Origin of the sequence: Flavivirga spongiicola (genome assembly GCF_030540825.1) — a bacterium.
Lineage (GTDB): Bacteria > Bacteroidota > Bacteroidia > Flavobacteriales > Flavobacteriaceae > Flavivirga > Flavivirga spongiicola.
In genome coordinates this window covers 523,271-546,698 of the sequence record NZ_JAUOEO010000002.1, presented here as the reverse complement: position 1 = coordinate 546,698, position 23,428 = coordinate 523,271, and the positions used below count along the sequence as shown (strand labels likewise).

Below are 23,428 nucleotides of genomic sequence, written 5' to 3'. Positions count from 1 at the left end.
GATAATAAATTTGAGTTATATTTTCTTTAGATGAAATAGAAAATATAATCATAGCCTTAGTTATGGTTCTATTTTATGTTGAAATATAGAGGAAATAGAAACAGATTTAATCGATTATTTTGGAGTTTATTTGGTATTATTTATAGTTTACCGGTGCCACACGTTTTTTAGAAGCTTGCTCAAAAGCAAAAGCCCATTGTAATAAAAACTTTTCCTGAAGACGCCTTCCTATAAAAGTGAGTCCTTTTGGAGCTCCATTTTCCATATACCCCATAGGTACTGTAATAGCAGGGTATTCTGCTACTGCTGCAAATGCTGCATGATAATTATTAATAGACAAAAAACCATCTAGCTGGTTGGCATCCATAGGTACATCAAAATACTTTTTTCCATTATTATGCAGGGTATCTTTAATTTTGGTTAGAAAATCGTCCGTTCCTTCATCTGCCTTTATGCCATTAAATAATTTTTGCCCATAGGGCATAGTAAATAAAGAATCCTTTTCATTGAATGCGATAACATCTTCAATGTATTTTACTTGTACAGAATCGCCAGCGTATTTAGAAAGATACTTAGGTAAATCTCTCTTCATGTCTAAATTTAGTAATCTTAAGAAATTAGGAAGGTCAATTTCTTCGGCTTCAATTTCTAAAACTTCAGCGCCTTGTTGCTTTAATACTTTAATCGCATCAACATACAAAGTGTCATCTAACAATGGTTTAACAGCCCCAAAACGTTTTCCTTTTAAACCATTTTCTGCTAAATCATTAATATAAAAACCTGCTTCCCAAATGGCGTAAATAGACTTATCATCATCAGTATCTTGCCCAAACATAGCATCTAACAATATAGCGTTATCAGTCACATTTTTTGTGATAGGTCCAGGCGTATCTAAAGTAGATGAAATAGGCACAATACCACTTCTACTTAGTAAGCCTATTGTCGGTTTTAAACCAACTGTTGCGTTTTGACTCGCTGGTGATAAAATAGAACCTGCTGTTTCACTACCTACTGCTGCTGCACAAAAATTAGCAGCTACAGCAACACCACTACCAGAACTGGAACCTCCTGTATCAATTGCTCTACGTCCATACGGATTTAAAGTTTGCCCTCCAATAGCACTGTAACCACTAGGGCAATCGCCACAAAAGAAATAAGCCCATTCACTAAGATTTGCTTTTCCTAAAATTAGGGCGCCTTTATTTTTTAATTGTGTGACAATAAAAGCATCTTCAGTCCTATTATTTTGCAAAGCCACAGCACCTGCGGTTGTTGGCATCTCTAAGGTATTAATGTTATCTTTTAACAAAATTGGCATTCCGAAAATGGGATGCTTCAACATTCTGTTCCTTAAATCTATATCCTTTTGTTTGGCTTCGGTTATGATATCCGGGTTTAATGAAATCACTGAATTTAATGACAAATCATTATCCCTATCAAATTTTCTAATACGATATAAATAGAATTTTGTGAGCAATTCATAAGACAGATCTCCATTTTGAATATGTTGTTGAAGTGTCGGAATATCTGCTTCTAAAATTAGAGGCTTTAAAGCACTATATTTTTCATCTGTAAAACCCTCTAAATTTTTATTGAGATTGTTCCACAGTGTTTTATTGTCTATGTATTTAGAATCTAAAACCTTAAATTCTCTAAAATCTTTAAAAGAATTATCAGTAGTTTCTATTGTGTCTTCAACAATTACAGAATCTTTAACAGACGTTTCTTTATTTACGTTTTTACAAGAAACGATAAAGATAGCTAGTACAATAAAAATAGAAAGTCGCATAATTAGTATTTTGAATAAAAATACTAATTAATTTTATGATTTAATTCCGTTCTTCAAATGGTATTACTTTCCCTTTTTCAAGATAGTTTTTTAAGCCATTAAGGAGCATGGCCCAACAGAACGAGGAATGCTTGAAATGATGATCATCGCCTTCCCAATTAATATGACTAAACATAAGTAATGTACCACCATCTTTGGGTTCTAAATCAAACCCAAAGGTTGTGGGAGCCCAATCTTTATCAGCATCTGTCATTTTAAAGTGAATCGATGTGTTCCTTTTTAGTTCAGAAACTCTACAGAACCAATTGTAATCATCAGTAAAGTTTAAATTATACTCTGTATTTAATTTCGGAGTTCCAGAAGATTTTAATGTCCACCAATTATTTAGATGTTCTGGTTTAGATACTGCATCAAAAACATTCTTTGAAGATGACTTTATTAGAAGATTATGGTAAATATTATAACTCATTATTAATTATTTATAGTTAAATATACATTTAATTTATGGTACTATTTAAATAATATATAATTCAGCTCAACATATAAAACCTTTATAATAAATGCTTAAAGTTATTTAAGATCGCTGACAAGGCAAATAAAATAAAAGTATATTTATAAGCTTTTTTCAATCCTGAAAATACAACTGGACACATTACAAAGCCCATAAATAAAAGTGTACTTTGAAATTCGAGTTCTACAGTTACTAACATAATGGAACAAACGAAAATCAAAAGAAAAAGTAGCGTGTTTTTTCTCCTTGGAAAAAAAATAAATAATAGGGTAAGTAATAATTCTGCTACTATTATAAAAATGGTTAGTCCTTTAATTAAAAAATTCAGAGGTAGGTGTTTAATGTTTAAAAATAACGTGTCTCCTAAAGCCGGATCCGTTTTTTCTAATTCAGATAAAATGGCATTATTGGCATCTATTGAACTTTGAATTTCCGGAAATAACCCACTATCCAAAATATGGTGAAAAAAACTTCCTTTCATAAGCATATAACCAGCAAAATCGCCATTTATAAAAGTAGGCTCTATAAGCTTGTGTATTGTGGCAAATCCCATTAAAATAATAAAAACCCAGCGCAAATTATTTTCAACATAACTTAAATGCCTTGGCTGCCTAGATATGAGCAAAACTAAAGTTATGGTTATAAATAGGAAAAAATGGTTAGGTAAGCTAAAATAATGTAAGTATACCCCAGAAATAAGGCTTAAAACATATAAAACCTCAATAGCAAGTAACAAATTATTATTCCACGAATTATTCGAATTTAATCTTGGTAAAAAAGCTAAAAGCCCTAAAAACAGCTGTGAAAGTGATAAAATATACCCTGATCTAAACTCAAGGCAATTAACAAATAATAGAAGGATATAACCTAAAATTAAAAACTTATTAATATCAGTCTTCATAGCTATTAACCATTATTCTTCCATATTCTTTTGTAATAGAATTAAAATTTGGCCTCCATACTTCGACAGCAACTTTACTCTTTCCCGCCTTATTTTGTATCAAAGCAGATAATTTTCTAAGATTTGAATTACTTGGGTAATAAGTACAAACATTCACCAATTGGTTATAGCCATTATTTGAATTTAAATAGTCTATTTCTTTTGCTTCTAACCTTTCTTGATCAATTTCTATCCACACAGAATAACTAGTCGGATGGTACGTAGAATACATGCCATAACCTCCTAATTTCCAATTACTCATACCATTGAACTTCGATAAACATAATTGTGTTATAGCCAAACAAAGTACTAAAAAAGGAACTAAGTTCTTTTTACTTAAACTGACCATATTTTGACAAGAATTAGTCGTAGTTACTATGTTACAAAAAATAATTTAATCACTAAATTTTACTTAAAAAACGAATCTACAAACTCAAATTTATTAAATACCTGTAAATCTTCAATACCTTCACCTACACCTATATATTTTACTGGAATTTTAAATTGGTCTGATATACCAATTACGACACCTCCTTTTGCTGTTCCGTCTAGTTTTGTAACGGCTAGTGATGTTACTTCTGTTGCCGCTGTAAATTGTTTTGCTTGCTCGAATGCGTTTTGACCAGTAGAACCATCTAAAACCAATAATACGTCATTAGGGGTATCGTCTACCACTTTTTGCATCACACGTTTTACTTTAGTAAGCTCATTCATTAAATTTACTTTATTATGCAAACGTCCAGCTGTATCTATAATCACCACATCAGCATTTTGTGTAACAGCACTTTCTAACGTATCAAAAGCCACGGATGCGGGATCACTACCCATTGATTGTTTCACTAGAGGCACATCTACTCTATCTGCCCAAACTTGTAATTGATCTATCGCTGCCGCCCTAAAAGTATCAGCAGCGCCAAGAACCACCTTTAACCCTTGTTTTTTGAATTGGTAGGCTAACTTACCAATAGTAGTTGTTTTACCTACTCCATTAACACCAACAACCATAATAACATAAGGCTTTTTGTCCTGCGGAATGATAAAATCTGTTTCCTCTCCTAAATTTGTTTCACTTAATAAACCTGCTATTTCTTCACGAAGAATAACATTAAGTTCTTCTGTTCCCAGATATTTATCTTTTGAAACGCGTTCTTCAATACGTTCTATAACTTTAAGTGTTGTATTTACACCGACATCACTAGATACTAATATTTCTTCAAGATTATCTAAAACTTCATCGTCTACCTTAGATTTTCCTGCTACGGCTTTACTTAATTTTCCAAAAAAACTCGATTTAGATTTTTCTAAACCTTTATCTAAGGTTTCTTTTTTTTCTGAAGAAAATATTTTTTTAAATAAACTCATATTATTGTTTACTGTTTTTTGTTGAGTTGTTTAGCTCAATTTTATATTATTATACATTAGAGCTTATAGTTTCATACTTTTATATTCGTATTTCTGCTTTAACAAAAGGCTAAATAAAAAATCAAGATGCCTTTTTTATAAATTATTAAATCACGAATAAAAGCCCGTTTCTTACTGTAACATTCAAACTATTCATGTCAAATTTCACACCATAAATTTTTACTGCAATTATGGCAGTAGATTCCTATTTTTACTGAAACAAGTTCAGCTCAGGCATGGGAATGACAATTCTAAAGGTAAGAGGCTAAAAAGTACACAAAACATATTACTTTTTAGACAACCTCAATTATTTTTAACTCAAATATAAACATAAAAAAGCTGCTTTCTAAAAAGAAAGCAGCTTATAATATCTTGAAGTATTACTGTTTTAGTTTTTGCTAAAAAAGTCTTTAACTTGTTCTGGACTCATAATGGATTCTACGAACATATAAGCTCCAGTTTTTGGTGACTTCACCATTTTGATAGCTTTAGTTAATCTTTTAGATCCCGTTTGTAATGATGCTACTGATTTCTTTGCCATGACTTATTATTTTATCTCTTTATGAACTGTCATACGTTTAAGAATAGGATTAAATTTTTTAATCTCCACTCTATCTGGCGTATTCTTTTTATTCTTAGTAGTAATGTATCTTGAAGTCCCTGGTTGACCAGACTCTTTATGCTCAGTACATTCTAAAATCACTTGTATTCTGTTGCCTTTCTTTGCCATTGTAAATATAATTTTTTCATTTCCGCAAAGGCGGAAACCTTATCTTGGTACAGCTATTATTTTAAAAATCCTTTAGATTTTGCATCCTTAATTGCCGCAGATATACCTATTTTGTTAATAGTTTTTAAAGCAGATGCAGAAACTTTTAAAGTTATCCAACTGTCTTCTTCTGGAATGTAAAAACGTTTCTTTAACAAATTCGCATTAAATTTACGCTTTGTTCTGTTTAATGCATGAGAAACATTGTTTCCAACCATTGCCTTCTTTCCTGTAAGTTCACAAACTCTTGACATGATATATAACTTTAATTTTTTTGTTGCTTAAAATCGAGGTGCAAATATACAAATTCTTTAATTTACAGCAACCTAATTCTAATCAATTTTTAAAAATTTCTTTTAGCAACATTTCCAACGCTTTATTTACCGCTTTATTTATCACTTTTACACGATGATTTCCAAAGTTAAATTTCTCGGAATAAACACCATTTTTTGTAGCAATCCCTATAAAAACTGTTCCTACTTCTGCATCAGAATCCCCTTTTGTTGGGCCTGCATTTCCTGTTGTTGCTACAGCAAAATCTGATTGGAATAAGCGTAAGGCATTTTGTGCCATAGATTCTACCACTTGAGAGCTTACCACGGAGTATACTACAATATCTTTTTTTGAAATATCTAAAACATTTATCTTAGATTCTGTAGAATATGTTACGACTCCACCTTTAAAGTAAGCCGAAGCTCCAGAATTTGCAGTGAAGCGCTCTGCGACTGTACCACCAGTGCAACTTTCGGCAATTGACAATGTTTTCCCTATTTTAGTGAGGTGCTTAGCAATGGTTATTTCAACCGAACCTTCCTCATCTTCAAAACCAAAAAAGACATCTTTAATTAGAGGTAATACTTTATCGATCTCTTTTTGAACATCCTCTTTAACTTGTTGTTCATCAAAGCCTTTTGCTGACAAACGGAGTCTCATTTTGCCCAAATTTGGTAAATATGCTAGTTTAATATGTTTGGGCAAGGCATCTTCCCAAGATTCAATTCTATTAGCTAATGCACTTTCTCCTAAACCATACACTAATAATGTTTTATGTAAAATAAAAGGGCAATTATATTTATCCTTTAATTTAGGAACAACTTGGTATTCAATCAATGCATTCATTTCATAAGGCACACCAGGCAGCGAAATAAAAACTTTATCATCTTTTTCCAACCACATCCCTGGAGCTGTACCCAATTTATTCATTAGTATTTGTGCTTTTGATGGCACCAAGGCTTGGTCTTTATTTACCTGCAAAAGCGTTCCCCCTACATAATGTCTCCAGATATATTCAATATTCTTTAAAACAGACGCATCTCTAACTAAAGTATCATTAAAATATTCAGCAATGGTTTTTTTGGTAATATCATCTTTTGTTGGACCTAAACCACCTGTAAGAATAACAATATCTACATTATTCTCGGCAGCTTTTAAAGCTTTTAGGATATGTGATTTATCATCTTGAACCGATGTTATTTGATAAACAGATACGCCAATTTCATTAAGTTGTTTTGCAATAAATACTGAATTGGTATCTACGACTTGACCAATGAGAAGCTCATCACCAATAGTAATTATTTCAGCTAGCATTATAAGTTAAAATCTGATCTTATCTCTGAAACAGCCAGATCTACTGCATTTATAACAATTTCTAATTGAGATGTAATATCTAAATCTCGCTTTTCGAATTTACCCCAATCCTGAACTTCAATTAAGGTATCAAGTATACCTAATTCGAATAAATCGACTGTGGGTTTCATTTTATGAGCCGCTTGGTAAGCATTAAAATAATCTCCTTCTGCCACTGCTTTTTTTAATCGTTCTGCGTCTTCTGGTACTTCTTCTAAAAAAGTCTCTGCTAAAGTTGCAATAAAGTCCTCATCATTATCAGCTAACTCTCGCACTCTTAATAATTTGTAATGTTGCTCCATTTATTTTACTGTTATTGAAAACATTTCTTTATCTTCTATAAAACCTTTTAATTTATCGTTTGCAAATACTTTGCCAACTCCTGCTGGTGTGCCTGTAAAGATAATATCTCCTATCTTTAAAGTAAAATATTTTGACACATATTCTATCAATTCATCAATTTTCCATAACATGAAGCTGGTATTGCCGTTTTGAACAATATTCTCGTTTTTTTGTAATGAGAAATTAATGTTATTAACATCCTCAAAATCACTCACTTTCACCCAACTACCTATCACCGCTGCGCCATCAAAAGCTTTAGCTTTTTCCCATGGCAAGCCTTTTGCTTTTAATTGGCTTTGCAAATCACGAGCTGTAAAATCAATTCCTAAGCTAATTTCTTTATAATATTTATGTGCAAACTTTCTATCAATATACTTCCCTACCCTATTAATTTTTACCAAAACTTCGACTTCATGATGTACATCTTCTGAAAAATCTGGAATGAAAAAAGGCTGCTTCTTCAACAAAATTGCAGTATCTGGCTTCAAAAAAACCACTGGATCGGTTGGTTTTTCGTTTTCTAATTCTTTAATGTGTTCGGTGTAATTTCTACCTATGCAAATAAGCTTCATGTTTTCTGTCATTCCTGCCTTTCGTCTTCGCTCAAGATAAACTAAAGCAGGAATCTTATTTTAATTATTGAATTTTGGCTTTAAGAGTGGATTCCTGCCTACGCAGGAATGACAAGATTACCCTAATTTATTATTTAAACTTCTAAGCTTAATACTTGTTAGTACTTTTTTGGTGTATAAAGGAAAATCTGCATTTTGTAACCACCCAAAATATCCTGGTTCTTTTTCTAATACCTCTGTGACTAGTTTACCTTTATGCTTTCCAAAAGAAAAACATTCAACACCCTCTTTATTATACGCTATAAAACCCGCAAAGTCTGCAAACTTTTTTCTTGAACTAAACTCAGCTAAAAACTTAGTATTATTTTCTACCTCATCATATTTAGCAATTTGTGCTTTTAAAACCTCGTAAGTAGCATTAGTATCTGCTTCTGCGCTATGTGCGCCGTCAAGATTTTTATCGCAATAAAATTTATATGCGGCACTCAAAGTACGTTGTTCCATTTTATGAAAAATAGTTTGCACATCTACAGCCAAACAATTTTTCATATCGAAATCAATATCTGCACGCAACATTTCCTCTGCCAATAAAGGAATATCGAACCTATTAGAATTAAATCCACCTAAATCTGAATCTTTAATCATGTTATAAATCTCTTTGGCGAGTTCTTTAAATGTTGGCTCGTTTGCAACTTTTTCATTGGTAATACCATGAATCTCAATAACATCTTTTGGAATAGTCATTTCTGGATTTACCAGCCACGTTTTGCTTTCTTCTGTTCCGTTAGGGAACACTTTAAGAATAGAAATTTCAACGATGCGATCTTTTGATATGTTAACTCCCGTAGTCTCAAGATCAAAAAAACAAATGGGTTTAGTCAGATTTAGCTGCATTTGAGTAATTATTAAGTTGTAAAGATACTAAATTGCTAAAGTGTAGAAACAAAAAAACCAACTGTTTTAAAGTTGGTTTTATATACATTCGTTTTTTAAAATCATATTTCTCTATGACTATCCCAAGCTTCCAGATAATCCTTTACTGCTTTTACAAACTGTCCTCCAAGTGCACCATTAACAACGCGATGGTCGTATGAATGTGATAAGAACATTTTATAACGAATTCCTATAAAATCACCTTCTGGAGTTTCGATGACTGCAGGTACCTTTCTAATAGCTCCAAGTGCCAAAATACCAACTTGTGGTTGATTAATTATTGGAGTCCCCATAATACTACCAAATGTCCCAACATTAGTTACAGTATATGTACCACCCTGAATATCGTCTGGTTTTAATTTATTTAATCGCGCTCTATTTGCCAAATCATTAACTTGCTTCGTCATACCAACTAAATTAAGTTGATCAGCATTTTTTATAACTGGCACAATTAAATTACCGTCAGGTAAAGCTGCTGCCATACCTAAATTGATGTTTTTCTTTTTCACAATGGTATCCCCTTGAAGAGAGATATTCATCATCGGAAAATCACGAAGTGCTTTAGCAATGGCTTCCATAAAAATTGGTGTAAAGGTTAAATTCTCTCCTTCACGCTTCATAAATCCGTCCTTAACTTTCTTTCTCCAATTCCAAATTGTGGTAACATCGGCTTCAATAAAACTTTGTACATGTGCCGATGTTTGCACAGATTCAACCATATGATGTGCAATAATTTTGCCCATTCTGGTCATTTCTACAATCTCATCTTCTCCATTAGAAACTACTGGAGCTGTGGTTGTTTTTGGTTTTTCTACAGATATAGGTTGAACAACAGGGGTTTCGATATTCTGCGTCATAGGTTCTTGGTTAGTTCCTCCTCTGTTTTCTATATAACCAAGAATATCATTTTTAGTAACGCGTCCATCTTTTCCACTGCCAGAAATAGCATCTAGTTCTTGTTGGCTAACGCCTTCTTGTTTCGCTATATTTTTAACAAGCGGTGAATAAAACCGCTCACCGTTTGAAATTATAGATTCAACCGTTTCTTTAGCTACTGCAATAGTTTCCATGACCTGTTCAACAACTTCTTCTTGATGCTGTTCTTCTTCACTTGAAGAAACAGATTCGGAATCACCACTACCTTCTATTTCAATAACGGCAATAACTTGACCAACTTGAACAACATCATCTGCATTAAAAAACTTCTCAACTAAAACACCATCTACCTCACTTGGCACCTCACTATCCACTTTATCTGTTGCTATTTCTAAAACAGGCTCATCCATTTCAATAGTATCTCCAACCTCCTTTAACCAAGATGTTATTGTTGCCTCTGCAACACTTTCACCCATTTTCGGTAATTTAAGCTCAAACTTTGCCATATTAATAACGTAATGCTTATTTTTTAAATTTCGTTTGCAAAATTAATAAAAAATCATTAATTTTTTTAAATTATTTATAATAAAACCATTATAAATTAATTACCTCTCCTCTAGATATTGCATCATCACTTCCTAGTACAAAATTAGAATTTTTAGGTAAAATTTTAAAAGTAATTGCTTTGTTTTTATTATCCTCTATCATTTTGATAATGCTTTTATAGCTATAACTATTCGCATTAAAAATAATTTCAGATTTCTTTTCAACCGTATCCAATTTCTGTTTGAAAATGATTTTCTTTGGTAAAACCCTTTTCAGTTTTTCATTTGTTACATCAGAAAGAAAAATATATTGGCTGATTTTTTTCTGTCGATTGGTTGGTATTTTCCGAAAAACATATACTAACCTAATACCAGACCAGACCAACATGTCAAATAATATATTTTTTTTAAAATGTTTTTTATAAAACATTTGCATAGCGCCATAAAAACGACGCGCATAAAACTTATCCTTTAACGTGCTTTCACCTTTAAAATGGATAACACTAGACTCCCCGTAATAATAGTTATTGTAACCGGCTTTTAAAACGCTATAAGATAAGTCAATGTCTTCACCGTACATGAAGTAATCTTCATCAAACCCTCCTATAATATTATAAACGTCTCGCTTTAAAAGCATAAAGGCTCCAACCAAAATATCTACTTTCTCCACGTCATTCTCTTGCAAGTCATTTGCATAATAATCTTTAGAGTTTCCAAACATTTTTTTAAGCGCTGCTTTCACGTAAGGTGTATTGCGCTTACTTTCAGGTAAAAACATGCCTGCTCCATTAATTAATTTGCAGCCAATAATACCTAGTTTTTCTTTTTTATCTGCAAACTTTAAAAGCTTAACAAATGTATCTTCTGCAACTACCGTATCTGGATTTAGAATACAAACATATTCCCCTTTAGCTTGTGAAACACCAACATTATTACCTTTAGAAAAGCCTAAATTCGTTTTATTTTCTATAAGATTAATATCTGGAAATAAGGTTCTCATCATTAGACAACTATCATCTTCTGAATTATTATCAACAACAATAATTTCTGCGTCAATCTCTAAGGTAGCTGCTTGTACACTTTTTAGACAGAGTTCTAAAAAGTAGCGAACATTATAATTTAATATAACAATTGAGAGTTTCAAATAACTATCATAACTTTAATGAACTTTCAAATGGAATTCTATTTACAATACTTCTTCCCAAAGTAATTTCATCAGCATATTCCAATTCATCACCAACAGAGATCCCTCTTGCAATGGTAGATGTGAAAATTTGATATTCTTGAATTTGTTTATAAATATAAAAATTGGTGGTGTCCCCCTCCATAGTCGAGCTTAACGCAAAAATAAGTTCGTTTATTGTGCCTTCTTTAACTTTTTTTACCAAAGACTCTATATTCAAGTCGTGCGGACCAATACCATCCATGGGCGATATCTTACCTCCTAAAACATGATATAATCCTTTAAATGAGCTTGTATTCTCTATCGCCATAACATCTTTAATATCCTCAACAATACAAATAACACTTTCATTTCTATTTGGACTAGCACATATTTCGCAGAGATCTTGATCACTTATGTTATGACACGATTTACAGAATTTAACTTCATTACGCATAGTCTGTAAAGCCTCAGAAAGCGCCATTGTTTGCTCTTTTGGCTGTCTTAACATATGCAGTACTAATCGTAAAGCTGTCCGCTTACCAATACCTGGTAGTTGAGACATTTCATTTACTGCACGCTCTAATAGTTTCGAAGAAAATTCCATTTGCGCGAATTTACTATTTAGACCTGAAATTCACTAATTTTCAACCACACTTTTAAATTACATGCACTTCATTTGGAATTTGAATTTTAATATTTGTAATTTCAACATTTAAAATTTATTTAATGTCTGCAACACAAATCATGCTACTTATAGCAGCTTATTTCGGCGTACTCATTCTTATATCGTATTTAACTGGCAAAGAAGATTCTAATGAAGCTTTCTTTAAGGCCAAAAGGCAATCTCCTTGGTTCGTTGTAGCTTTTGGAATGATTGGCGCCTCACTTTCCGGGGTCACATTTATTTCCGTTCCGGGTTGGGTTGAAGCTTCTCAATTTAGTTATATGCAGGTTGTTTTTGGGTATTTAGCCGGGTATTTTGTTATAGCCTATGTACTACTTCCTATATATTATAAGCTTAATGTGACTTCAATATATCAATATTTAGAAAGTCGCTTTGGCATCGTTAGTTATAAAACAGGTGCTTTTTTCTTTTTTATCTCAAGAGTTTTAGGTGCTTCTTTTCGATTATATCTGGTTGCTATTGTATTACAAAAGTTTGTTTTTGATGCTTATGGATTTCCATTTTGGGGAACTGTAACTATTTCAATCTTATTAATATGGTTATATACTTATAAAGGCGGCATTAAAACGATTGTCTGGACAGACACCTTACAAACCCTGTTTATGCTCACCGCAGTGATTATAGCTATCATTCTAATTACCAGCAAATTAGGTTGGAGTTTTTCAGATTTTTTAGCTTCTGATGAATTGAAGATCTATAATAAAACTTTTTTTACGGAGTCTTTTTTAGCAAAAAACCATCTTGTAAAGTCCTTTCTTGGAGGGATGTTTATTGCCATTTGTATGACAGGTTTAGACCAAGATATGATGCAAAAAAACTTAACCTGTAAAACACTTAAAGACGCACAAAAAAACATGATTTCTTTTAGTTTGGTTTTAGTTGTTGTCAATTTTATTTTCTTACTGCTAGGAGCCCTTCTATTTATTTATGCAAATAAATTTAATATAGTAACTCCAATGTTAGACGGCAAGGTGAAAACCGATTTACTGTTCCCAGAAATTGCACTAAATGGAGGTTTGAGTATTTCATTAGCAGTAGTATTTTTATTAGGTTTAATTGCAGCCGCTTACAGTAGTGCCGATAGTGCCTTAACATCACTAACCACCTCTTTTTGTGTAGACTTTCTAGGGATAGAAAAAATGGAGAAATCCAAACAAAAGGGCTTACGAAAACGCATCCATGTTTTGATGAGTATCGTTCTCATTTTTGTTATCGTAGCTTTTAAATATATTTTAGACAGCAACGTTATTGACAATCTTTTAAAAGTTGCAGGTTACACCTATGGCCCACTACTTGGGTTGTTTGCTTTTGGGATTTTTACGAAGTTTAAAGTTGTCGATAAATACGTTTGGCTTGTTACATTAATATCAGTAATACTCTCCTATTTAATCGGAAAAATTCCAGCGGAGCAAATTGGAGGTTATGTTATTGGCTACGAACTTCTCATAATCAATGGTTTTATAACATTTCTGGGATTAATATTGATCCGTAGCAAGCAAAACTAAGGTGCAAGCTGCTTCAAAAGGAATATTATTTTCTTTTAAAATTTTATAAAACTTAGGGTTTTCTGTTCCTGGGTTAAAAATAACACGCTCCGGTTTTAGCAAGACTACATAATTGTAATAATCTTCCTGTCTCTTAGGGTTCAGGTATAATGTTACTGTATGCAAATTTCTATATGGCATTAACTCATCATCAACCACTATTCCTGAAATTTCACCTTTTTTCAGACCAAAAGCAACGACCTCAAACTCATTGGCAACCAATCTTTGTATAGCATAATTGGAATACCTATTTGGTTTTAAAGATGCCCCCAATACTAGTGTTTTCTTTTTCATATGTTAAAAAAATGTTAAGATAAAAAAATATGGTAACAGAAATCGAATCAAGGCGTCTACTTATTAGTGACATCATCAATCAAAAAAAATCAAATCAACAATGTACAAGCTATTTTTAGTATGCGTTTTATTGTTTACAATATCTACACATGCATATACAACAGACCCCGAAAAAAATGCCGATAAAACCGGTACCATAATCGGAAAGGTATTAGACGCGAAACTAAACCAACCCTTACCTTACGTCAACATCATTATTAAAAACACCAAAGGTAAAATCCAAACTGGAGGCATCTCTTTGGATGACGGTACGTTTAAAATTGAAAAAGTCGTAGAAGGCGATGTTATTGTAAGTATTCAATATATAGGATACAAAACATTCAACAAAGAAGTTACTATAGGTAAAGGTAACTACAGAGTAAATTTAGGTAACATCTTACTGGAAGAGGAAGCAGAAGGCTTAGATGCCATTACTGTTGTAGCAGAAGTCTCTTCTATTCAACAAAAGGTAGACAGGAAAGTAATAACCATTGGGAAAGATTTAGCTGCCACTGGAACTGCTTCAGAATTAATGGTTGGTCTTCCATCTGTAAGTGTTGATGCTCAAACTGGAGATGTTAGTCTTAGAGGAAACCAAAACGTTAGGGTTATGGTCGATGGCAAATTATCTAATATCCCAACAGCTCAATTATTAAAACAAATTCCATCTACAGCCATAAAATCCATAGAATTAATTACAAATCCTTCTGCAAAGTATAACCCTGAAGGTATGAGCGGTATTATCAATATCGTTTTACATAAAAACACGATGGTTGGCTTTAATGGTAACATAAGCACAACATTATCTCATGAAGAAGAAGCAAAATTTAATAGTGCCATCAATTTAAATTATCGTACAGGTAAGTTTAATATATTTACTAATTACAGTAATAATATTGCTAAAGGGGCCAACAACGGCCATGTCTTTAGACCTGAAAACAATTCAGAGCAGTTTTTTGAGTTCTTAACAAATAATAAATTACATTTATTTAAAGTTGGCATTGATGTTTATATCAATGACAAAAACACGATTTCTTTATTCACAAATCAAAATGTTGCCAAGAACATTACTACAAGCAATACTCAAGCTATCTTTAACGATGATAATGCTTTTAACCAAAGTCAAAGTCTTATCGGAAATGATAAAAATAATACATCTCAATATAATTTAGATTATAAATTAGACTTTAAAAAAGAAGGACATAATATAGAGTTAGAAGTCGATCACAATATCTATGACGGAGAAAATCCCATTGATTATATGATCTTTTTAGGAAATCAGCCCAATTACCAGGACTTTAATGAAACAGACAGGGTCAGTACTACTGTAAATTTGGATTATGTAAATCCATTATCTGATACTTCAAAGTTAGAACTTGGGCTTCAAGCTAGATTATTTAACACTGATATTGATTTTGCTTCAACCGGAGAATCGTTTAATAATTCTGGTACTTTGGGGCCAACACCAAGTACTGTATTTGATTACACAAGAGATATTTATTCAGCCTATGCCACGTTTAGCAAAAAGTTTGATAAATGGACTTACCAAGTGGGGGTACGTGCAGAAAGTGTTAATGTAGATGCCTTAGCGTTACGAACAGGTGTCGTTTCTAATATAACAACGCCTGAAGCGTTTAATAATGATTATTTTGAATTATACCCTTCCGCCTTTTTTACTTACACGCCTTCAGATAAGAATTCATATCAATTGAGTTATAGCCGTCGTGTAGACCGCCCAGGTATAGGCCAGGTTAACCCTATTAAGGAGTGGAGCACACCACTTGTTTCTTCATTTGGTAATCAATTTTTAGAACCTCAGTTTACAAATTCTTTAGAATTAAATTATACAAGAAATTTAAAAGATCGTAAAGGGAGCATTACTGCAGGCGTATTTTACCGTGCTATTTCCGATGAAATTAACCGAGCTTTATTTATTGACGATAGTGATGTTACTTCTGGTAGAATTATTTTAACTCACGACAACTTTGACGACACTTCTGCTTATGGCGTAGAAGTATCATCAAACTATCGCCCTACAAAATGGTGGAGCATAAATGGTAGCTTTGATTTTTATTCTCAAACCCAAAAAGGAATTGCAGAAAGACTAAATGCTCCTATTGAAACTGCAACCCCAGATAATATTGTAACTGAGATTGAAGAAGTTGATAACGTCGCTTGGAATTTTAAAATGTTTAACAATTTTAAGGTTAGCAAAAAAATAAGCTTAACAGCTTTTGGCTTTTATAGAGGGCAAAATAAAACCATACAGTTTGACATAGACCCTATGTATTTTGTGAACCTTGGTGCCCGAGTGAGTTTTGCTCAAGGAAAAGGCTCATTTAATTTAAATTTTAACGATGTATTTAATACCATGCACTTTTCTGGAGAAGGCTCCAAGCCTTATCAACAAGACATTTTCTTTAACTGGGAAAGTCATACAGTATCCGCTGGTTTATCTTATCGATTTGGCGGTGGAAAATACCGTGCAAAATCTCGTAAGCGTCGTGATAAAAATGAAAAGTCTGGAAGTGGAGGTTTCCTATAAAATTATTTAATGTTTTGCACTATAGTTGATGGTTAATATTAATGCAAGACTATTAAATAAGAGCCTCCAAAGTAAATACTTTGGGGGTTTGTTTTTAATGAACTCATCTTGATTTTTTAGGAAATAGAAAAAATCAAGATGAGTTCATTACCATTCAAGTAACAATGATATATGTATAAAAAGATTTTATCTAGAAAAAGACTAAGAAGGTCTTCAGATAAATGCTAAAAAAAATATTTTTTAATAAATATTAATTTTTATACAATAAATAAAATATTCTAACGTTAAACGTAATGTACAATCTAACCAAAACGAAGAGAATAGTAGTTATTTAGAGTTAGTCGTCTACATACACAAAAAAATTCGTGATAAAAGATCTGTATTATTAAAAAACTCGTAATTTTTATTTCGAGTTTTTTTCTATATATAAGTTCTATATGTTAAAAAAAGTTAAATATTAAAGTTTTATACAATATTATAAGACTTTATTCGTCTAATACATTAAGATTCTTCACATTAGTGTTAGTTGAAGTTGATTAATAGCTAGAAAAACCCGAAACCTAATAGTTTCGGGTTTTTCATTTTTTTACGTTAAAACCTGAGTTCGACGTAAGGAAAATGAGGCTGTTTTTATAAAAACCTATTTATCAAACACTTATCTCAATAGAGTAAATTTTAGGTCTCTGAAACATATTCAAACCTATTAATTTCAAGCTAAAAATCGCTAAACATACCATCTTCTTCCTTAAATTATCATAGACTATCCAGCTAGTCTATGATAATTATAAGTTGAATCTAGCATATTTATTGACTTTTATCTACGATCCTTACGTCGAACTCAGGTTTAAAAGGTCATTCAGAGCGCAGCGAAGAATCTCTTAAAACTATATTGATTTACATAAATATAAGATTCTTCGCTGCGCTCTGAATCACAAAATTTTATTACCATTTAATAATAGCGCTAGCCCAGGTAAATCCACTTCCAAAAGCAGCCAGCACGACATGATCTCCTTCTTTTATTTTATCTTCTTCCCAAGCTTCAGTTAAAGCGATAATAACAGATGCTGCCGTCGTATTACCATATTTCATAATATTATTAAATACCTGGTCGTCTCTTAAAGCAAACTTCTTCTGGATAAACTGAGCAATTCGTAAATTGGCTTGATGCGGAATCAGCAGATCGATATCTTCTTTTTGTAGGCCATTCTTCAAGAGGCCTTCCATAATCACTTCACTAAAACGCACGACGGCATTTTTAAAAACAAAAGTGCCATCCATATAAGGAAAATAAGATATATCCTCTTCTTTAGATGCTAAAATTTCAGGTACCCAGTGCGCAATACTTGGTGAGGTTACCGTTAATTTATCGGCATATTTCCCTTCGCTATGCAAATGTGTAGATAAAATACCTTTAGTATTATCTTCTTCTCTAGATAACACACAAGCCCCTGCTCCATCACCAAAAATAACCGATACCCCTCTCCCTCTGGTGGTTTTATCTAATCCGTTACTATGATACTCCGCGCCTATAACTAGAATGTTTTTATACATCCCGGTTTTAATAAATTGATCGGCAACAGATATGGCATATACAAATCCAGAGCATTGATTTCTTACATCTAAAGCGCCCACTGTAGGCATATCCAGCATATCTTGTATTTGCACCCCACAGCCAGGGAAATAGTAATCTGGACTTAAAGTAGCAAATACAATAAAATCAATATCATCTTTTGTTAACCCTGAACGCTCAATAGCAATTCTGGCAGCCTTTGCGCCCATAATCGCAGAGGTATCTTCTGTACCTTCTTTAATCCATCTACGCTCCTTTATCCCTGTACGTTCTTGAATCCATGCATCATTAGTATCCATCAATTTAGACAAATCATCATTGGTCACAACGTTATCTGGCAGGTACTTTCCCAGCCCTATTATCTTCGAATTATACATAATATCTTTTCTTAAAGTAATACAAAGTACAATAACTAGCAGTAAATTTCAAATTTCGAATCACAAATCCCAAAAAGCCAGACCAAATAAAAATTCCAAAAATTAACTTAATTAACTTAATTAAAGGTTTGTGGGTTTTAGGTTTTGGAAATTACTTTTTTACAAAAAGTTGTGTCAGTTTGTCATATTTCAACTATTGGTACTTTTTTTGACTAACTCATAAAAGTAAAGTAAAAACAAAAATTAATCAGATTCCCTTCTTCAAGGGAATGACAAATAAATTATTTATTATGACAAAAGGAAATATTAATGTTTCGGTAGAGAATATCTTTCCTCTCATTAAAAAGTTCTTATACAGTGACCACGAAATCTTTTTACGTGAGTTAATTAGTAATGCTACAGATGCCACTTTAAAATTAAAGCATTTAACAAATGTTGGTGATGCCAAGGTTGAATATGGCAATCCACAAATTGAAATTAAGATTGATAAAGACGGTAAAAAACTTCATATTATAGATCAAGGCTTAGGTATGACCGCTGAAGAAGTTGAAAAATACATCAACCAAGTAGCTTTTTCAGGTGCTGAAGAGTTTTTAGATAAATACAAAGATTCTGCAAAAGATTCTGGTATTATCGGGCATTTTGGTCTTGGTTTTTATTCTGCTTTTATGGTCGCTGAAAAAGTTGAGATTATCACAAAATCTCATCAAGACGCCCCTGCAGCACATTGGACGTGTGATGGAAGTCCGGAATTCACCTTAGAGGCTTCAGATAAAACAGATAGAGGTACAGAAATCATTCTACATATTGCTGAGGATTCTACAGAGTTTTTAGAAGAAGGACGTATTACAAGCTTACTTGAAAAGTATAACAAGTTTATGCCTATTCCAATTAAATTTGGAACTAAAGAAGTAAACGATCCAGACTTTACACCTAAAACTACAAAAGATGAGGACGGTAAAGAAACGACTGAGCCTCACAAACAAATTACGGTAGACAACATCATTAACAATCCTAATCCTGCGTGGACTAAACAACCGGCAGATTTAGAAGATCAAAACTATAAAGACTTTTATCGTGAATTGTATCCTATGCAATTTGAAGAGCCTTTATTCAACATTCACTTAAATGTAGATTATCCGTTCAATTTAACGGGGATTTTATACTTCCCAAAAATGTCTAACGACATGCAAATTCAGAAGGATAAAATTCAATTGTATCAAAATCAGGTTTTTGTAACCGATAACGTTGAAGGTATTGTTCCTGAGTTTTTAACCATGCTTCGTGGGGTTATTGACTCTCCAGATATCCCGTTAAATGTATCTCGTTCTTATTTACAAGCAGATGGTGCTGTAAAAAAGATTTCGTCTTACATTACCAGGAAAGTAGCCGATAAATTAAAATCACTATTCAATAATAGTCGTGAAGATTTTGAAGCGAAATGGAACGATATTAAAATCGTGATTGAATACGGTATGCTTTCTGAAGAAAAATTCTTCGAAAAAGCAGATGCTTTTGCATTATATCCAACTGTTGATGGTACCTATTATACTTACGAAGAGTTATTCAACAAAATTAAAGCGAAACAAACCGATAAAGATGACAAGTTAGTGATCCTTTATGCTTCAGATAAAGATGCGCAACATAGCTACATTGAATCTGCTAAAGCAAAAGGTTATGAGGTCTTATTATTAGATTCTCCGATTATATCACACTTAATACAAAAGTTAGAATCTACTAAAGAAAACATCACGTTTGCGCGTGTTGATGGTGATCATATTGATAATTTAATCAAGAAAGATGAAACCACCATTTCTAAATTAGATGAAGACCAGAAAAAAGCTTTAGACGAGTTATTAAAAGAAGTGATTCCTGCTGAAAAATTCATGGTACAACTAGAAGCTATGGATAGCGATGCATCACCTTTTATTATTACGCAACCGGAATTTATGCGTAGAATGAAAGAAATGCAAGCTACTGGTGGTGGCGGTGGTATGTTTGGTATGGGTAACATGCCGGAGATGTACAACCTGATCGTAAACACTAACTCCGAATTGGTTGGCGAAATTCTTGGTACCAAAACCAAAAAGAAACAAGAACGTTTAATTAACCAAAGTTTAGATTTGGCTCGTTTATCTCAAGGACTTTTAAAAGGCGAAGAGTTAACAAACTTTATTAAACGTAGTTATGAGATGATCAAGTAGCTGTCATTCCTGCGAAGGCAGGAATCTCATGATGCTACCTTAAATACGTAATATAGATATGAAAGCCACTTTGTGAAAGCAAGGTGGTTTTTTGTTTAACAAACATGTTGACTTTGTAAAAATTATCAACTACATCCTTCCCTGTCTTCCAGACAGGTAACAGCCGATAAAATTCATTAAAACAAAATTTTATCTTTGTATTGTAGCACATTATAAAAAAAGGATTATGAAATATACTTCTACAATCGATATTAATTTACCTATTGATAAAACGGTAGCACTTTGGGAAAATGAAAATAATTTCAAAGAATGGCAAGATGGATTTAAAAGTATCGAGCTTATAAGTGGAATACGAAATTCAAAAGGCGCAAAATCAAAAATTATTTATCAGGATAAAAGGAGAATTGAATTATTAGAAACAATCATTTCCTGCCAGTTGCCTAAAGAGAAAATCGCTCTTTACGAACATCGTCATATGACAAATACGCAAACTACGCGCTTTAAAGTAATTAATCCGAACAAGACACAATACATATCTGAGGTTGAATACACAAAATTTAACGGAATTTTGATTAAATTAATGGCTAAACTATTTCCAGGCAAATTTAAAGAACAAAGCCAAAAGTGGATGAATCAGTTTAAAGAATTTGCTGAGCTAACAGATATATAATTACGACAATCATTATAAATATATTGCTTTTGCATGAGGTTATAAAATAGCTTGTTATGCTAGCGCTTGTCTGTGACGAGTGCCTTCTTGAGTAAGAAAAACAAACAAAAGATATTCTAAATTATTTGGAAGAGCTTTTGTATTTTACAGTATCGTAAAAACGATGAGTTTGTAAATCTATTTTAGGATTTAGTTATAAATATATAAACTTTTTTAGGACGAGACAGCTTTGTGGTCACTCGTCAAAGACGAGAGCTAGCAAGAGAAGATGAAGAAAATAAAAAAGCACAGCTATGTAGAAGCTTTCCTAGATTCTTTTTGTTTACATTTATGCACTCTGTCCGCCATCACGCTAGAGCGTTGCGGTAGCGGAGTTAAAATTTTCAGCAAAAAACAACCAGATTTCGCATCATTTAAAAATATAACCCATGAAGAAAAGCAATTTAATTCTACTCCTTTTCTCTTTTATATTACTAAGTTTTTCATGTCAAAAACAAAAAGAAGTGCATACACTTCCTTTAGCAAATTTCAATGGAATTTGGAGCGATTGTAATGATGATAATTTTGATAATTGTTACGCTGTGTTTTCTATAATTGGAGATAGCGTATACATGGGGCACTATATTGAGTTTAAAAATCAACCATTTTTTGAAAGTGGAAAAGGCATAGTAAAAGGTGATTCTATTATTTATAAAGTCGATGTTATTCGTCCAATTCCGGCATGGGGTCCAGAAGGAGGCAAACACTATCTCAAATTGAGTGAAGACAAAAACACATTGGAGGGAATCTTTGTTACAGATAGTGGTAATAGTGGTCCTTTGGTTTTTAAAAGAAGATAAATAAAGATTTTAAGAGGTTTTATTCTCCTGCTAGCGCTAGTATATACTAGTGCTGGGGCTGAGTTTTTTTGTTTAATATACATGTTGACTTTGTAAAAATCTTCAACTACCTTCGTTCCTGTCTGCCGACAGGCAGGTAACAGCCGATAAAATTCATTAAAACGGAATTTTATCTTTGCATTATGTGTTGCCATACCGAAAAAACAGGTCTGCGACAATAACGACGTAAAAATGACATAATAAAGACGCTATCTAATATGACGAAACCAAAATACTTTTACTTTAAATTAAAAATCATATTAAAATGAACAATTTGAATTTAGCACAAAGAGTAAAAGAATTAAGGAATAGAAAAGGAATATCTCAAGAAATACTGGCAGAAGAATCTAGTCTAAGTTTACGAACTATTCAGAGAATTGAAAACAACGAAACAGTTCCTAGAGGAGATACTTTAAAAAGATTAGCTATTGCACTAAACACCTCTCCTGATGAAATCGTAGATTGGAAAATACAGGAAGACCAAAACTATTTGACTCTTATGAGTCTTTCTGCACTTGCTTTTTTATTCTTTCCACTGCTTGGAATTATTATCCCATTAACAATGTGGATTTTAAAAAAAGATAAACTAAAAAACGTAAATGAATTAGGAAAATCAATGTTGAATTTTCAAATATCTTGGACTCTACTATTGTTCCTGTATTATATATTCATAATAACTGGAATGTTTGGATTTGAAGGGGTTTTGTACATTGGAATACTTAAAATGTTTCTTCCTTTGATAATTCTATATGCATATAATATAATTATTACAATATATAATACAATTAGAGTTCATAATAAAAAATCATTTAAGTATAGACCTGCATTACGAATTTTAAGATAAAATACGTAGCACAACCCGTTCTCACGGATTTGTAATCCGTGCTTACTTACTCTGTACGCCACTAGTTATAGAAACCAGCAAGAGCAGAGAGTTTCTTAGTTCTTTAATTGGTTAAGTAACTTTTTGATTTTCACCTAATGTAAAGACAGTGAGATTCTTCGCTTTTCTTAGAATGACAACAGCCTTTGAACAAAAAGAAAATCGCTTTGTCATTCAGTAGCCTGCCTGTCGGCAGATAGGGAGGAACGACTGAAGAATCTTTTAAATGGTATTGTCAAGAAATTAGATTGTTTTTTTTCTCTGCTACTT

At 32.5% G+C, this 23,428-nt stretch carries 23 protein-coding genes; 6 read left to right on the top strand and 17 right to left on the bottom strand.

Translation table 11 applies throughout. From position 1 onward, the window contains the following. Window positions 1–136: 136 nt before the first annotated feature. The 15 genes from Q4Q47_RS22265 to recR form a co-directional block, all read right to left on the bottom strand. Window positions 137–1,789: an amidase family protein gene (locus Q4Q47_RS22265; RefSeq protein WP_303308934.1), complete on the bottom strand. Its 1,653-nt coding sequence runs from the start codon at window positions 1,787–1,789 to the stop codon at window positions 137–139. Window positions 1,790–1,829: 40 nt separating this feature from the next. Next, window positions 1,830–2,258, bottom strand: coding sequence for an SRPBCC family protein (locus tag Q4Q47_RS22260; protein ID WP_303308933.1), 429 nt, complete (start codon window positions 2,256–2,258; stop codon window positions 1,830–1,832). A gap of 82 nt (window positions 2,259–2,340) precedes the next feature. Further along, window positions 2,341–3,201: a hypothetical protein gene (locus Q4Q47_RS22255; protein WP_303308932.1), complete on the bottom strand. Its 861-nt coding sequence runs from the start codon at window positions 3,199–3,201 to the stop codon at window positions 2,341–2,343. Beyond that, window positions 3,191–3,502, bottom strand: coding sequence for a hypothetical protein (locus Q4Q47_RS22250; RefSeq protein WP_303308931.1), 312 nt, complete (start codon window positions 3,500–3,502; stop codon window positions 3,191–3,193). Before Q4Q47_RS22250 ends, Q4Q47_RS22255 begins: the two co-directional genes overlap by 11 nt. 146 nt (window positions 3,503–3,648) lie before the next feature. After that, window positions 3,649–4,602 (bottom strand): signal recognition particle-docking protein FtsY, encoded by a 954-nt coding sequence (gene ftsY / locus Q4Q47_RS22245; protein WP_303308930.1) that lies wholly within the window; start codon window positions 4,600–4,602, stop codon window positions 3,649–3,651. A 427-nt stretch (window positions 4,603–5,029) separates the two neighbouring features. After that, window positions 5,030–5,182: a DUF4295 domain-containing protein gene (locus tag Q4Q47_RS22240; RefSeq protein WP_303308929.1), complete on the bottom strand. Its 153-nt coding sequence runs from the start codon at window positions 5,180–5,182 to the stop codon at window positions 5,030–5,032. 6 nt (window positions 5,183–5,188) lie between these two features. Continuing rightward, the gene (rpmG, locus tag Q4Q47_RS22235; protein ID WP_303308928.1) at window positions 5,189–5,371 is read right to left on the bottom strand and encodes a 50S ribosomal protein L33; all 183 of its coding nucleotides are present in this window, start codon (window positions 5,369–5,371) and stop codon (window positions 5,189–5,191) included. Window positions 5,372–5,427: 56 nt separating this feature from the next. Then, window positions 5,428–5,664: a 50S ribosomal protein L28 gene (gene rpmB / locus Q4Q47_RS22230; RefSeq protein WP_274183589.1), complete on the bottom strand. Its 237-nt coding sequence runs from the start codon at window positions 5,662–5,664 to the stop codon at window positions 5,428–5,430. Window positions 5,665–5,746: 82 nt separating this feature from the next. Further along, window positions 5,747–6,997 (bottom strand): competence/damage-inducible protein A, encoded by a 1,251-nt coding sequence (locus Q4Q47_RS22225; RefSeq protein WP_303308927.1) that lies wholly within the window; start codon window positions 6,995–6,997, stop codon window positions 5,747–5,749. Next, entirely contained in the window at window positions 6,997–7,338 is a 342-nt protein-coding gene (locus Q4Q47_RS22220) for an Hpt domain-containing protein (protein WP_303308926.1), read from the bottom strand. The genes Q4Q47_RS22225 and Q4Q47_RS22220 overlap by 1 nt, the downstream gene beginning before the upstream one ends. Continuing rightward, window positions 7,339–7,950, bottom strand: a complete 612-nt coding sequence (locus tag Q4Q47_RS22215) for a fumarylacetoacetate hydrolase family protein (protein WP_303308925.1) — start codon at window positions 7,948–7,950, stop codon at window positions 7,339–7,341. Window positions 7,951–8,067: 117 nt separating this feature from the next. Continuing rightward, window positions 8,068–8,844 carry a 3'-5' exonuclease gene (locus Q4Q47_RS22210; protein ID WP_303308924.1) on the bottom strand — a complete coding sequence of 259 codons (777 nt, stop codon included), beginning with the start codon at window positions 8,842–8,844 and terminating at the stop codon, window positions 8,068–8,070. 101 nt (window positions 8,845–8,945) lie between these two features. Next, entirely contained in the window at window positions 8,946–10,265 is a 1,320-nt protein-coding gene (locus Q4Q47_RS22205; RefSeq protein ID WP_303308923.1) for a dihydrolipoamide acetyltransferase family protein, read from the bottom strand. Between the two features lie 88 nt (window positions 10,266–10,353). Further along, window positions 10,354–11,448 (bottom strand): glycosyltransferase family 2 protein, encoded by a 1,095-nt coding sequence (locus Q4Q47_RS22200; RefSeq protein ID WP_303308922.1) that lies wholly within the window; start codon window positions 11,446–11,448, stop codon window positions 10,354–10,356. A gap of 7 nt (window positions 11,449–11,455) precedes the next feature. Beyond that, the gene (gene recR, locus Q4Q47_RS22195) at window positions 11,456–12,073 is read right to left on the bottom strand and encodes a recombination mediator RecR (protein ID WP_303308921.1); all 618 of its coding nucleotides are present in this window, start codon (window positions 12,071–12,073) and stop codon (window positions 11,456–11,458) included. A 122-nt stretch (window positions 12,074–12,195) separates the two neighbouring features. Between recR and Q4Q47_RS22190 the strand changes: the two genes are divergently transcribed. After that, a complete protein-coding gene (locus Q4Q47_RS22190) occupies window positions 12,196–13,659 on the top strand; it encodes a sodium:solute symporter (RefSeq protein ID WP_303308920.1) in 1,464 nt (487 codons plus the stop codon). Here the strand turns inward: Q4Q47_RS22190 and Q4Q47_RS22185 are convergent. Continuing rightward, window positions 13,630–13,992 (bottom strand): CoA-binding protein, encoded by a 363-nt coding sequence (locus tag Q4Q47_RS22185; RefSeq protein WP_303308919.1) that lies wholly within the window; start codon window positions 13,990–13,992, stop codon window positions 13,630–13,632. The genes Q4Q47_RS22190 and Q4Q47_RS22185 overlap by 30 nt on opposite strands. A gap of 100 nt (window positions 13,993–14,092) precedes the next feature. Here Q4Q47_RS22185 and Q4Q47_RS22180 point away from each other — a divergent pair, with 100 nt between their 5' ends. Beyond that, entirely contained in the window at window positions 14,093–16,576 is a 2,484-nt protein-coding gene (locus tag Q4Q47_RS22180; RefSeq protein ID WP_303308918.1) for an outer membrane beta-barrel family protein, read from the top strand. 942 nt (window positions 16,577–17,518) lie between these two features. On the opposite strand, the gene Q4Q47_RS22175 is transcribed toward Q4Q47_RS22180, so the two are convergent. After that, window positions 17,519–18,523, bottom strand: a complete 1,005-nt coding sequence (locus Q4Q47_RS22175; protein WP_303308917.1) for a 3-oxoacyl-ACP synthase III family protein — start codon at window positions 18,521–18,523, stop codon at window positions 17,519–17,521. Window positions 18,524–18,813: 290 nt separating this feature from the next. On the opposite strand from Q4Q47_RS22175, the gene htpG reads away from it, so the two are divergent. From htpG to Q4Q47_RS22155, 4 genes are all read left to right on the top strand, one after another. Continuing rightward, window positions 18,814–20,727, top strand: coding sequence for a molecular chaperone HtpG (gene htpG / locus Q4Q47_RS22170; RefSeq protein WP_303308916.1), 1,914 nt, complete (start codon window positions 18,814–18,816; stop codon window positions 20,725–20,727). A 226-nt stretch (window positions 20,728–20,953) separates the two neighbouring features. Then, window positions 20,954–21,397, top strand: a complete 444-nt coding sequence (locus tag Q4Q47_RS22165; protein WP_303308915.1) for an SRPBCC family protein — start codon at window positions 20,954–20,956, stop codon at window positions 21,395–21,397. 428 nt (window positions 21,398–21,825) lie between these two features. Next, window positions 21,826–22,236, top strand: a complete 411-nt coding sequence (locus Q4Q47_RS22160; protein WP_303308914.1) for a hypothetical protein — start codon at window positions 21,826–21,828, stop codon at window positions 22,234–22,236. A gap of 304 nt (window positions 22,237–22,540) precedes the next feature. Beyond that, a complete protein-coding gene (locus Q4Q47_RS22155; RefSeq protein ID WP_303308913.1) occupies window positions 22,541–23,119 on the top strand; it encodes a helix-turn-helix domain-containing protein in 579 nt (192 codons plus the stop codon). Window positions 23,120–23,428 lie beyond the last annotated feature (309 nt).